Below are 12280 nucleotides of genomic sequence, written 5' to 3'. Positions count from 1 at the left end.
GAAGGCCATGAGCGAGCGCCCCAATCGCATGGATGGTCTCGACAAGGCCGCCGTCGATCGCGCTGAGGCAAAGGATTTTTCGCTCGGCGGCAAGCCCATGCGGCCACGGGATGCGGCGACGCTCATCCTGCTTGACCGAAGCGGTGACGAAGTGCGCGTTTTGATGGGACGTCGCCATCGCAAACACGCTTTCATGCCCGGCCGCTTCGTGTTTCCGGGAGGGCGTACCGATCCCGCCGATGGCCGCATTCCCGTGGCCGCGGGCCTGCACCCTGACGAAGAGCGCCGGCTGATCGGCACCGGATCACGTGCGACACCGGCGCGGGCACGCGCCGTCGCCATGTCGGCCATTCGCGAAACCTATGAGGAAGCCGGTCTGCTGATCGGCGAGAAAGGCCCTTTCTCCACCACGGCAAAAGACTGGCAGGGCTTTGCCACAAACGGCGTCTGCCCCTCGCTCTCCGGCCTGCGTTACATCGCCCGTGCGATCACGCCGCCCGGTCGTGTGCGCCGCTTCGACACCCGGTTTCTGGCCGCGTGGCGTGACGATGTGGCGGTGGAACTGCCCGATGGCGGCCCGACCCACGAGCTGGAGGAGCTGGTATGGCTTTCCATTCCCGAAGCCAAGGAAACCGAGGTTCCGCTCATCACCTGCACGATCCTCGATGATCTGGAACAGCGTCTCAAGGTTGATCCGGAGCTCAAGCCGGGAGCGCCCGTACCCTTCTATTCCATGCGCTACAACCGCTTTGAGCGGAAGCTGATCTAGGGTCAGGACTGGTGCGTGGTTCGACAAGCTCACCATGAGGGACGGTGGCGCTAGCGAACAATGCCTCTCTGCCGCTGCTCCAGATAAAGCCCGGTGAAACCCTCCCTCATGGTGAGCTTGACGAACCACGCACAGGCATTGCAGCAACCGATCAAGCGAAACATTGAGATAAAGGAGTGGCGACCTAGCCTAAAGCAGACTCCAGCCAAAACGGGCGGCCACGATAATCATGAAAATGCCGAACGCCGTTTCGAGCTTCCTCTTGTCGAGCGCATGGGCGATCCGCACACCGAGCGGTGCCACGAGGAGCGTGATCGGTATGATGAGCAGGACGGCAATCCAGTTCACATAGCCGGTGGAGGCCACCGGCAGCAGCGGCTCGCCCCATCCGGCCCAGACATAGCCGAAGAGACCAGGGATCGAGATCAACACGCCCACCCCCGACGAGGTCGCCACGGCCTGGTGCATGGGACGGTTGAACAGCGTCATGAAGGTGTTGTTCAAAACACCGCCGCCAATGCCCATCAACGTGGAGAGGAAACCGATCAACGCTCCCACCAGTGAACGGGCTGGATTGCCCGGAATCTTGGTTCCAAGATGCCAGGTCTGCCGGTTCAAAAGCAGCCGGATACCCACCAGACAGGCAATCACCGCGAAGATCGCCCGCAACCCGCTGCTGGACACATGAGCCGCGACAAGCGATGCCAGGACAACACCAGTCGGCACGGCAATGACGAAGCTGCGCAACAGATCCATGTCCACCGCGCCCCGCAGATAATGCGCGCGGAAGGAGCGCAGGGAGGTCGGCACGATGATGGCAAGCGACGTGCCGACGGACAGGTGCATGCGCACCGCCTCATCCACGCCAACAAGTCCAAACACCTGATAAAAAACGGGGACCAGGATCGCACCGCCGCCTATGCCGAAAAGACCGGCGAGGATGCCTGCCACGACGCCCGCCGCCGCCAGTGCAGCAGAAAACATGGCGATTTCGCCCATGGGCAGGTTCATGACGCCCCCTCTCAGACCCGACGCAGCGTCGCCTAGCTAGCGTTGATGCGGGCCAAATGCAATTTCCATTTGTCTCGGGATCGTTCTCAGGCCGCATCGCGTTTTGTAGTGAGGTCAACGGCCGCAAATGCCTCACGCAGGACATCCCCTCCCGCCCCCGGCCTTGTGGCCTTGCTTGAAAGGATCTGCCTATAGCGGCGTGCACCGTCAAATCCGTGAAACAGGCCGATCATGTGTCTTGTCACATGCGACAGCCGGCCGCCCCGCGCGATATGCTGATCGGCATAGTCGGCCATAGTTTCAATCAGCGCGTCAAAGTCTACCGGCTGCGACGATACCCCTTCGAGAAAGGCATCGACATCCGCCAACAGCGCCGGATTCTGATAGGCCGCCCGCCCCAGCATCACGCCATCCACATGCTCAAGATGCCGGCGCGCCTCTTCGAGGGTAACAATGCCGCCATTGATACCGATGAAGCGGTCCGGATTCCCATGTTTGAGGCGATAGACACGATCGTAATCCAGCGGCGGAATCTCCCGGTTCTCCTTGGGGCTCAACCCCTGTAACCAGGCTTTGCGGGCATGCACCCAAAGCGCATCGGCTCCCGCTGACCAAGCCGCATCGGCAAGTGCATCAAGCGCCGTTTCGGTATCCTGGTCGTCCACGCCGATCCGGCACTTGACCGTCACCGGTACGGAAACCCGTGCCTTCATCGCCGCAACACCCGCCGCCACGACGTCCGGCGTTTTCATCAAACAGGCGCCGAAGGTTCCCGACTGGACCCGGTCCGATGGGCAACCGACATTGAGATTGATCTCGTCATACCCAAAGCCAGCCCCGATCTCGGCAGCTCGGGCGAGTTTTTCAGGATCGGATCCCCCAAGCTGAAGTGCAACGGGGTGTTCGCTCCCGTCAAAGCCGAGCAGGCGCTCACGATCGCCGTGAATGGCAGCGTCGGCAACAATCATCTCGGTATAGAGAAGCGCCAGGCCCGTAAGTTGCCGATGGAAATAGCGGCAATGGCGGTCCGTCCAGTCGATCATCGGCGCAACGGCGAACACCGATTTCTTTAGGCACCAATTTGTTTCATTTTTATCAGGACCTTGCGGCACCTTCTTCTCCGTCTTTCTCACATTCGTTTTGTACCAGTTCCACCTGCTTCGGAGCTGGATTTGGCACAATGTACCAAATTGCATCCCCGTGAACCGAACAAGGGAGCGATAGTGGGCACAATTACCGCGCGCAAGTGCAAGACGGCAGCGTCGGCTACGTGGCGCGAGTGCGGGTTATGCGGGATGGCGCAATCTATCACCAGACGGAGACTTTTGACAGACGTCCCGCCGCGGCGGTCTGGATGAGAAAAGGGAGTGTGAGCTCGCAAAGCCTGGCACCATCGACGAAATCAGGGTCGCCAACCCGAGGCTAGCAAAGATCATCGACACGCAAGGCGCCATCAAGGAGGTCGGGCGGTCGAAGGCACAAGTGCTCAGGTCGATCGGTGACCGCCTCTCAAGAACTCAACAAGCTGCTGGATAACGCCTTGTTCTCTGGTGCTTTCTTCTACCAATGCGGCTGTGCCGGAAAAAATATCGCCGCAAAATTAAACCATTGAAATCACTATGATATTTCTAACAACAAGTTTCTGTTCTCGCTCTCTGGATTCAAAAGACCGCCGGTTGGATATACGCAGAAACGCACTCTTCCAAAGTACTGCCAATTGCCAGTAGCAGGTATTCGGAGTTGTCAACCTTCGCTCAGCCACGGCGTTTCCCATCATCGCCGCGGGTGTGAAGTTTAAGAGCAGCCCTGGCCGCGTGGCACCCCGCAATGTAGCCAAAAGTCAGGGCGGGGCCGAGCGTAATCCCGGCGCCCGGATAGGCGCCGCCCATGACCGAGTTCATGTCGTTTCCGCAGGCATAAAGCCCTGGCACTGCGCTGCCGTCGGTGTCAAGAACCTGGGCATCGGCATTCACGGAAAGGCCCATTGATGTGCCGATATCGCCAGGATAGATCCGGATCGCGTAATATGGCGCTTTGAGCGGCCGTAAGCAGGGATTTGGCTTGTTGTCCGGGTCGCCGAGATAGGTCTGGTAGGCGGTATTGCCCTTCCCGAATGCACTGTCGGTTCCGACCGTGGCATCGCGATTATAGTGGTCCACCGTCTCGGCCAGTGCCTGTTCCGGTACACCACACAGCGAGGCCAGTTCGCCGAGAGAAGCCGCACGCTTTAAATAACCCGAACGAATATGCGGCCGGTAGGAAGCCGGAAACGGCCGAACAGCGCCGAACCCGTATTTCCGCAAATTGGCATGGTCACAGACCAGCCAGGCCTCGTGCACGCCGCTCGCGAGCATTCCGCTGACAAAATCATGATAGGAAGATGCCTCGTTGACAAAGCGGCGACCGGTATTGTCGATCGCGATCAGGCCCGGTTTGGCCCGATCGAGGAAGAGATGCGGAAAGGGCCTATGACCGCCCTGAGCGGGGATCAGCGAGACGGGTGCCCAAAAGGCAGCATTCTTGTTGGACCTGCGGAAATCCGCCCCAACCGCCTGTGCCGCGCGGATTCCGTCGCCGGTCGCGGGTTTGGGCGACATCGAGTAATGCGCTGATCCTTCCCGTACATGGGCCATAACCTCTCGGCGCATGGTCTGCGAAGCCGGAAAGCCACCAGTCGCCAGGACTACGCCAACACGGGCGCGGAATTCCGTTCCGTCATCGGCCGCGAAACCCGTGACACGGCCATTCTTGTAAAGCAGTTGGTCGAGCGCGACGCCCGTCCGGATCCCGATGTTGCGCTTGAGCACCGAATAGGCCAGACGGCCCGCGACCGCCTGACCAAGCACAAGCCGCGTTCCGCGATGATATGTCAAACGGTCCCGCAGATGGCGCGCAAGGAGCCTCAGGGCATGCAGGGCGGAGGTCGGCCTTCGCGTCAAATTCATGAAGTGACCGATATCGATGCGGTTGAGAAGCATGCCGCCGAGAACCGTGAACTCGTCGATCGGGTCTTTTAAACGCCTGAAATGATCCCCCAGTAATCTGCCGTCAAACGTGCGGGCATCAAGAACGCGTCCGCCCATAGCGGCGCCCGGACTGTCGGGATGGTAGTCCGGGGAGTATTCGCGGTGCTCGAACTGCAGGTCGGTGTGCGTCTCCATGAACTCGACCATCTCTGGCCCGTTCTTGAGAAAGGCATTCACCACTTCCGTGTTCATTGCGTTACCGACTTCACCGGCTATGTAGCGCAGCGCATCCTCTCTGCTGTCGGACATGCCCGCCGCGCGCATCTTGGGGTTGTCGGGTATCCAGATGGCGCCGCCGGAAACCGCGGTAGAACCGCCGAACTGCGCATCCTTTTCGAAGATCGCGACCGTCAGGCCAAGCTCATGGGCAGTCAGCGCGGCGGCCATGCCGGCCGCGCCGGACCCGATAATGACGAGATCGAATTCCTCGTTGCAAGCAGATTCAGATTTCACCGTATTCAAACCGCTTCCTCCGGACGCGGATAACGTCCGACGGCCCAACCGCCATCGACGCGGAGCACCTCGCCGCTGATGAACCCGGCATCGGGGCCAGCGAGGAACAGGATCGCCGATGCCACCTCCTCGGGCTGACCGACCCGGCGCAGCGGTGATTGCTCGACGAAAATCTCGTGACGCCATTTCTCCGTATGGATACGATCCTTCGTCATCGGCGTCTCGATAAGCCCCGGCGCGACCGCGTTGATGCGTATGCCCTCGGGGCCGAAGTCGGTCGCAATCTGCCGTGTCAGCGTCGCCACCGCGCCCTTCGAGGTCGAGTATGCCGCGCTCCTGGTCGCTCCGATTTCGGCATAGATCGAGGCCACATTGACGATCGCCCCGCCTTTGCCGCGCATCAGGTCGACACCGAGCTGGCACATGCGGAACAGCGAAACGAGGTTGATTTCCAGCATGTGGCGCAGATCGTCCACGCCCGTCCGGTCGAGGCGATCTCCGCCGCCGATGCCTGCATTGTTGATCAGCACAGACAGAGGTGCGGGTATCGATGCCAACGCCGCCTTGAGTTTTTCTTCCAGTGCAATGTCGGTCACGTCGGTGAGCAGGGTCCTGCCCCGACGGCCCAGCCTGCCTTCCAGGGTGCCGAGCAGCTGGTCATCGCGATCGACCGCCAAGACATTGGCGCCCCGGTCAGCAAGCAGCAGCGCGGTCGCACGCCCGATGCCCGATGCCGCGCCAGTCACGATCGCTGTCCGTCCGTCGAATGACTTCATCTCAGCCTCCCAGCGCTCCGCCGAGCGACCGGCCGCCGTCGACGACCAGGACCTGGCCGCTGATGAAGCGGGCCTTCGGAGAGCTCAGGAACGCCACCGCCTCGGCGATGTCTTCCGGTTTGCCAAGATTCCCGCCGGGCTGCATGCCGCGGAGGGCTTCGAGATCGCCTTCAGGCCGCGCCTTCAGCATGTCCGTTTCGATCACGCCCGGGGCGACGGCGTTCACGGTGATACCTTTCGGGGCAAGCTCGAGCGCAAGCGAGCGGGTAAAGCCCGCGACCGCCGCCTTCGAGGATGCATAATGGATGTACTCTTTCGCACCGAGCATGGCGCGCGACGCGATGTTGACTATGGCACTGCCCTCACCCATGGCCCGGGTCGCCAACTGGCAGAGCTTAAACATCGCGACGAGGTTCACCTCGTACATGCCGCGGAAGTCCTCTGCGTCGAGTGTATCGAAAGGCTTTACGTTAAAAATGCCAGCATTGTTCACCAGCCGGCGAACCCGCCCGGCTTGCGAGACGATGTCGGCGAGCGCCTGCTCGTCGGTGATGTCAGCCTCTACGGCCTCCGCCTTCAGGCCCGCCGCGACCAGAATCTTGGCAGCATCGCGCGCCTTGTCGCCCGCAAGATCGACTATCAGGACATCGTCTCCCGCGCGTGCCAGCGCCTTAGCGATTGCCAAGCCAATGCCGGCTCCGCCGCCGGTCACGATGGATTTCATCTCGCTTCTCCGTTTTCGCGGCAGCAAATGCCCGGGCCGGAGGATCGCTGCGGCCCGGGCGGTTTCGTGCCGTACCCGTTACTGGCCGAAAGCTTCCAGATCGATCTTGCCGTAGACATGCTCGCGGATCAGACTGGCGACGGCTTCCGGATCGGTCTGGTCGATGCCGGAAAGACGCTCCTTCCAGGCTTTCTCCGCTGCGAGGAAATCCTCTATCAAGCCCGACGGATCGGCAATTCCGCGATCATCCACGGACTTCTGCGGCAGGGCATCGATGAAGTCCGCCTGGAACGAGGCAAGCTTTTCAGCAAGATCCGTGCCCGGCTCGTCAATCGACAGGCCGCGTTCGCGCGAACCCTCCAGGGCTGCCGCCACGTCGGCCGCATACGTGACCTGCGTGCGCGCAAGACCAAGGGCCATCGTGTCCAGCAGTACCTTGCGCTGTTCGATTTCAAGACCCTGCCAGAAGCTCGGGTTCAGTACATAGGTCGCGCCCATCACAACGCCCATCGGCAGCATCGTGACGCTCTTAGCCACCTCCCAGAACTTGTTGCCCTTGTCGAGGTTGGTCGGATCGGACATGGTGCAGTCCAGCGAGCCGCGGCTTAGACCGGAATAAACGTCGCCGATCGGCACGGAGACCGGAACGCCGCCAATCGCTTCAACCCATGCAGTCTGCGCACCGCCCGCCGTGCGGATCTTGCGACCCTTGGCATCTTCGAGCGAGACCAGCGGCTCCATGCACATGAAGTTGTAGACCGGGGTCGAGTAACCACCAACGAAAATGCCGCCATTGGCTTTCCACTCGTCACTCAACTGGGCATTCGTGATGCCCACCTCGGTGTAGGCCAGCGCCGCCGCCATTGCATCGCTGGCGGTGAAAACGAGGTCGTTGAGTACATTGTTGACCGGCAGTTCGGACGGGGTGTAGCCCGGATAGACTACGCCGAGTTGGGCGACGTTGTCGCGAATGCCCTGCATCGTAGACTTGGCCGGCACCAGAGCCCCACTCGAATAGACCTCGAAGGTGATCTCGCCGCCGGACGCCTCCGCGATGTCCTCGGCGAATTTCTGATAGGGCTGCTCGTTCAGGATATGCACCGGCGTCAACCAGTTGGTCGCCAGGTAGGTGTCGGCCAAGACCGGAGCCGCCTGAGCGGTGACGGCCAGGGCCATGAGGGATGTCGTCAGCTTCTTCATTTAACTCCTCCAGTTGAAGATCCGGCGAACCGGGTATTGTGTTCTCCTCACCCAGAAAGCCCGGGCAGCCAGAGTGTGATGATCGGAAAGGCCACGAGTAGAACGATAGTGAAAGCGTCAGCGAGGATGAACCACGAGACGCCCTTGAAGATGGTGCCCAGCGGTATGCTGTCGCCAAGGCTCGACCGGATGACATAGACATTCATGCCGACCGGCGGGGKAATCAGCCCCGTCTCGAGCAACTTTACCGCCAGTACGCCGAACCAGATCGCGTTGATGTCGAGACCGTGGATGATCGATGCCAGAACCGGGATGGTGAGCAGCAGGATCGAGATGCTTTCGAGAAAGCATCCGAGGACCAGGTAGAGGATGCAGATCAGGATGATCACGGTTGTCGCGTCCAAGCCGGCCAGTTGCTGCGACACCCATACCGGCAGGGTCGACAGGGCAAGGAAGCGCGAGAACAGCGCGGCGCCAACAACGATGATGAAGATCGTCGACGTGCTCTGCGCGGTGTCGATCAGCGCGTGCGTTAGCGTTTTCACGCTCAGCGTGCCGCGGATCATCGCGATCGCGCAGGCCAGGAAGGCCCCTATCGCGCCGGCTTCGGTCGCCGTGAAGATACCGGAGAAGATGCCGCCGAGAACGCCGGCAATCAGCACTGGCAGCGGCCATGTCTCGCGCACCAACGCGAGCTTCTCGCGCCATGTCGTCTGCGTGTCGAGGCGCGGCGCGAGCGACGGGTTGAGCATGCAACGGATCGTGATCATGCCGGCGAATACCAGGCCCGAGAGGATACCCGGGATCAGTGCGGCGAGGAAAAGCGCGGCGATGGAGACATCCATCATCAGCCCGTAGACGATCAGCAAAACGCTCGGCGGGATCAGCGAGCCCAGCGTGCCCGCCGCAGCAACTGAGCCGGAGGCGAGCGAGGGCGCGTATCCGGCCTTCAGCATCTCCGGTACGGCGATACGCGAAAAGGCAGCCGCGGTTGCGACTGAAGAGCCGCTGGCCGAGGCGAACAGCGCGCTGGATGCGATGCTCGCCGTCGCCAGCCCGCCCGGCAGGCGGTTGAGGAAGACCCGTGCCGCATTGAACAGGCCAGATGTCAGCCGGGCGCCGGAGGCGATGTAGCCCATCAGCAGAAACATCGGGACAGCGGAGAGATTCCAGTCGCCGATCAATTCATAGGGAATGGCCTTGGAGATACCGATGGCCGGCATCGGTCCCATCATGGCCCAGATCCCGATGAACGAGGTCAGCCCCATGGCGACGCCGATGGGAATACGAAGGCCGATCGCGATGAGCGTCGCTGCGATGCCTATCAGACCTATGTCCAGACGATCCATGGCGACACCTATGCCGGGTCTTCGATCTCGGCATGTGGCGCGACGCGCCCCGCGAGAATCTCGATGAGACGGATGGCCATGACAATACATGCAAGCGCCAGGCCGATTGGCAGCAGGAACTTGGTCGGCCAGATGACGACGCGCCAGGTACCTTCAACAACTTCGCCGATCTTCCAGGACTGGACCGCGATCCCCCAGGACAGCCAGGCGAGGCCGCCGTAGAAGACGCCGGATAGAAGCGTTGCCAGCAAATAGACCCAGCGCTTCAGCGTATTCGGCAAGAGAGCGTAGAGCAGCTCCATGACGATAGAGCCCTGGCGCACCTCTACCCAGGCGAGTGGCAGGAAGACCGCCGCGACCATGTAATAGCTGGCAACCACTTCCGCAGTGCCAGGGATCGGTCGGTTGAGCAGATATTTGCCGAGCACGTCGGCTGTGACGTGCAGCATCATCAAGAACAGCGCGAGCGCGGCCAGGCCGGCAAGCAAGTGGCTTATGAATCGGGTTAATTGCATGTCACTGCATCCGGTAGCCGCCATTGACGTCAATGACACCGCCGGTGATGTAGGCGCTGTCCGGACCCGCCAGGAATGACACCGCGCCCGCGACGTCCTCCGGCGTTCCGATGCGGCCTTGCGGGATGGACTGCGCCACCGCCGCGTCATCGGCCTCGTTCAGCGAGAGGCGCAGCATCGGCGCGTTGATCAGACCCGGCGCGACCGCGTTGACCGCGACGCCGATCGCTGCCCCCTCACGGGCGGCGGCTTTCACGAGGCCGAGCACGGCACTCTTGCTGGCGATATAGGCGGAACTCGATCGGTAGCCGCCCAACTGGGCGGCGACCGATGAAAAACCGATAAAGCGAGCACCTTCGACCGGGTTTGCCTCGCGCAGGCGAAGGAATTCGCGCAGGAGGAAGAAAGTGCCGGTGCTGTTGACCGCCTGCGTTTTCTGCCACTCCTCGGTTGACAGCTCGGTGATCGGACGGCGGGCGCCATTCTCGTCGAGGATCAGAATGCCCGCAGCGGCAACGACGACGTGGATCGGCCCATATTCGCGTTCGATATCGCCGAAGGTCTTGTGGATGGCCACCTCGTCGGTGACGTCCAGCTTTCGCGCTAAATGCGGGCCGGACGGCAGCCGCGCGGCGAGATCGCCGACCCTTTCCTCATCCAGATCGCACGCGATAACGGTGAATCCGTCGCATGCCAGACGATCACAAACCGCCCGCCCGATTCCACCCGCTGCACCGGTTACCAACGCCAAGCCCGACAAGCCAAACTCCTCCCATTCGCCCTCGGAGCCTAGATTGAGTCCAATAATGCGATTTTTGTCAATATAATTTCTCAAATACCGCTAAATTGTATCCATTTATTGCGTGTGGCCAGTTGCAGAATGGGTCTCTTGGAGGCATGATCCGGACAACAAATCGATGGGAGAAGGGTGCTGTCTTGAAAGGAAAAACCGCAGCGGGCGAAGCGACCGCCGCCCTGAGGGAGATGATCCTCTCCGGTCAGTTGCATCCTGGGCAGCCGGTACGCCAGAACCACCTATCGGAGCTACTGGGCATTTCACGCACGCCGCTGCGCACGGCGATGGCGACGCTCACGCAGGACGGCTTGCTGAGCTACGAGGAGAACCGGGGCTACCGGGTGAAGTCTTTCTCTGTCGACAGCATCATCAAAGTTTTCGAGATCCGCGCCGGACTGGAAGCCATGGCCTGCCGGGCAGCGGTGCGGTGTGGAATCGACAATGCGACCATCGAGGAACTGGACCGCCTCGTGACGATCGGCGACCGTATCCTGTCTTCAGGTTCGCTCGATGTGGCGGATCTTCCCGAGTATCGCCAGTTCAATGTCCGGTTCCACGACACGATCATCAACGCGGCCCAGAATCCCTGGCTACACGAATTCGTCGGCAGGACCCACAATGTTCCGCTGGTCTCTGATCGCATCATCCTGTGGGAGGCGGACGATTTCGCCCTGATCCAGCGCTCGCATGACGATCACCACCGCATCGCCCGAGCACTCCGAAACAGCGACGGCGAACGCGCCGCCGCCATCATGCACGAACATGTCCAATATGCCGGAGAGGCACTCGTTGATCGTCTCCGCAACGACCCTGAGGAGACCTTCAGGAAACTCGCTTTTTCGCCTCCAACTGCCAATACTTGCCAGAAAGACCAGTAAATGACACTTCGCGTATTCTTCTCGCCCGCATCCCCTTTTGTCCGGAAGGTATTCGTCGCCGCCCATGAAAAGGGCATCGCGGACCAGCTTGAGAAGCTGCCCTCCAACGCCTGGCCGGTGAAACGCGACCCGGTCATCGTTCGTGAGAACCCGTCCGGCAAGGTGCCCACCGCACTGCTCGACGATGGCACCGCGCTGTTTGACAGCCGGGTGATCTGCGCCTATGTCGATTCGATGTCAGGCGCGATGCCGCTGCTGCCGGAAGACCCCGCCAAACGTTTCCAGGCGATGACGCTCGAAGCCCTCGCCGATTCCATCCTCGATGCGGCCCTCCTGTGCCGTTACGAATCGGTGCTGCGTCCTTCCGAATTTTACTGGCAACTTTGGCACGACAGTCAGATGGAGAAGGTCGACAGCGGCCTGGACGACCTACAGAAACGTTGGTTGCCACACCTCACCGGCGCACCTACGCTTGGCAGTATCGCTGTCGCATGTGCACTGGGCTACCTCGACTTTCGCTTTGCCGACAAACCATGGAGGAAAGATCGCGCAGACCTTGCGGCTTGGTTTGCTGAATTCTCATGCCGCCCGTCGATGAAAGCGACAATGCCAGAGTAATGGCCAATCGTCGGGGCACCGTTAGTTGTCGCGCATTGGGTACTGTCTCGCTTGTGGCGGATACAAGTGGATATAGCCGGCAAGCCATTGGAGACAGCTGGTTTGTCGCCGAGCGTCTGGTTTGATGACGAAGAGCCGTTAACGCAGTCTTCGACGAAGGCGGGT

12 protein-coding genes are annotated in these 12280 nt (G+C 61.1%); 3 read left to right on the top strand and 9 right to left on the bottom strand.

Annotated features, from left to right (window positions below; genetic code table 11):
* The first annotated feature begins 28 nt into the window (after positions 1 to 28).
* Entirely contained in the window at positions 29 to 769 is a 741-nt protein-coding gene (locus HF949_RS11650; protein WP_292900143.1) for an NUDIX hydrolase, read from the top strand.
* A gap of 189 nt (positions 770 to 958) precedes the next feature.
* Here HF949_RS11650 and HF949_RS11645 read toward each other — a convergent pair whose 3' ends face one another.
* The 9 genes from HF949_RS11645 to HF949_RS11605 all read right to left on the bottom strand — a co-directional run bounded on the left by HF949_RS11645 (position 959) and on the right by HF949_RS11605 (position 10583).
* Positions 959 to 1780 (bottom strand): sulfite exporter TauE/SafE family protein, encoded by an 822-nt coding sequence (locus tag HF949_RS11645; RefSeq protein WP_292895445.1) that lies wholly within the window; start codon positions 1778 to 1780, stop codon positions 959 to 961.
* Between the two features lie 86 nt (positions 1781 to 1866).
* Complete coding sequence (gene dusA / locus HF949_RS11640) at positions 1867 to 2892, bottom strand: tRNA dihydrouridine(20/20a) synthase DusA (protein ID WP_441338366.1); 1026 nt, start codon at positions 2890 to 2892, stop codon at positions 1867 to 1869.
* Between the two features lie 642 nt (positions 2893 to 3534).
* Positions 3535 to 5259 carry an FAD-dependent oxidoreductase gene (locus tag HF949_RS11635; RefSeq protein ID WP_292895441.1) on the bottom strand — a complete coding sequence of 575 codons (1725 nt, stop codon included), beginning with the start codon at positions 5257 to 5259 and terminating at the stop codon, positions 3535 to 3537.
* Positions 5260 to 5264: 5 nt separating this feature from the next.
* On the bottom strand, positions 5265 to 6035 hold the full coding sequence (locus HF949_RS11630) for an SDR family NAD(P)-dependent oxidoreductase (RefSeq protein WP_292895440.1): 771 nt from the start codon (positions 6033 to 6035) through the stop codon (positions 5265 to 5267).
* A gap of 1 nt (position 6036) precedes the next feature.
* Entirely contained in the window at positions 6037 to 6759 is a 723-nt protein-coding gene (locus tag HF949_RS11625) for an SDR family NAD(P)-dependent oxidoreductase (RefSeq protein WP_292895438.1), read from the bottom strand.
* Between the two features lie 78 nt (positions 6760 to 6837).
* Complete coding sequence (locus HF949_RS11620) at positions 6838 to 7959, bottom strand: C4-dicarboxylate TRAP transporter substrate-binding protein (protein ID WP_292895436.1); 1122 nt, start codon at positions 7957 to 7959, stop codon at positions 6838 to 6840.
* A 47-nt stretch (positions 7960 to 8006) separates the two neighbouring features.
* Positions 8007 to 9308 (bottom strand): TRAP transporter large permease, encoded by a 1302-nt coding sequence (locus HF949_RS11615; protein WP_292895434.1) that lies wholly within the window; start codon positions 9306 to 9308, stop codon positions 8007 to 8009.
* Between the two features lie 8 nt (positions 9309 to 9316).
* Entirely contained in the window at positions 9317 to 9823 is a 507-nt protein-coding gene (locus HF949_RS11610) for a TRAP transporter small permease subunit (protein WP_292895432.1), read from the bottom strand.
* A gap of 1 nt (position 9824) precedes the next feature.
* On the bottom strand, positions 9825 to 10583 hold the full coding sequence (locus HF949_RS11605; protein ID WP_292895430.1) for an SDR family NAD(P)-dependent oxidoreductase: 759 nt from the start codon (positions 10581 to 10583) through the stop codon (positions 9825 to 9827).
* Between the two features lie 176 nt (positions 10584 to 10759).
* Between HF949_RS11605 and HF949_RS11600 the strand changes: the two genes are divergently transcribed.
* Positions 10760 to 11497: a GntR family transcriptional regulator gene (locus HF949_RS11600; protein ID WP_292895428.1), complete on the top strand. Its 738-nt coding sequence runs from the start codon at positions 10760 to 10762 to the stop codon at positions 11495 to 11497.
* Positions 11498 to 12115, top strand: a complete 618-nt coding sequence (locus HF949_RS11595; RefSeq protein ID WP_292895426.1) for a glutathione S-transferase — start codon at positions 11498 to 11500, stop codon at positions 12113 to 12115.
* The last annotated feature ends 165 nt before the right edge of the window (positions 12116 to 12280 follow it).

Source organism: Nitratireductor sp. (assembly GCF_017794765.1).
Lineage (GTDB): Bacteria > Pseudomonadota > Alphaproteobacteria > Rhizobiales > Rhizobiaceae > Nitratireductor.
This window is presented reverse-complemented; position numbering and strand designations above follow the sequence as displayed.

Excerpts from the sequence above, each read along its gene's own strand:
- HF949_RS11650 (WP_292900143.1), top strand. The coding sequence starts at position 29 with ATGGATGGTCTCGACAAGGCCGCCGTCGATCGCGCTGAGGCAAAGGAT.
- HF949_RS11620 (WP_292895436.1), bottom strand. The coding sequence starts at position 7,959 with ATGAAGAAGCTGACGACATCCCTCATGGCCCTGGCCGTCACCGCTCAG.
- HF949_RS11630 (WP_292895440.1), bottom strand. The coding sequence starts at position 6,035 with ATGAAGTCATTCGACGGACGGACAGCGATCGTGACTGGCGCGGCATCG.
- HF949_RS11595 (WP_292895426.1), top strand. The coding sequence starts at position 11,498 with ATGACACTTCGCGTATTCTTCTCGCCCGCATCCCCTTTTGTCCGGAAG.
- HF949_RS11645 (WP_292895445.1), bottom strand. The coding sequence starts at position 1,780 with ATGAACCTGCCCATGGGCGAAATCGCCATGTTTTCTGCTGCACTGGCG.
- HF949_RS11625 (WP_292895438.1), bottom strand. The coding sequence starts at position 6,759 with ATGAAATCCATCGTGACCGGCGGCGGAGCCGGCATTGGCTTGGCAATC.
- HF949_RS11610 (WP_292895432.1), bottom strand. The coding sequence starts at position 9,823 with ATGCAATTAACCCGATTCATAAGCCACTTGCTTGCCGGCCTGGCCGCG.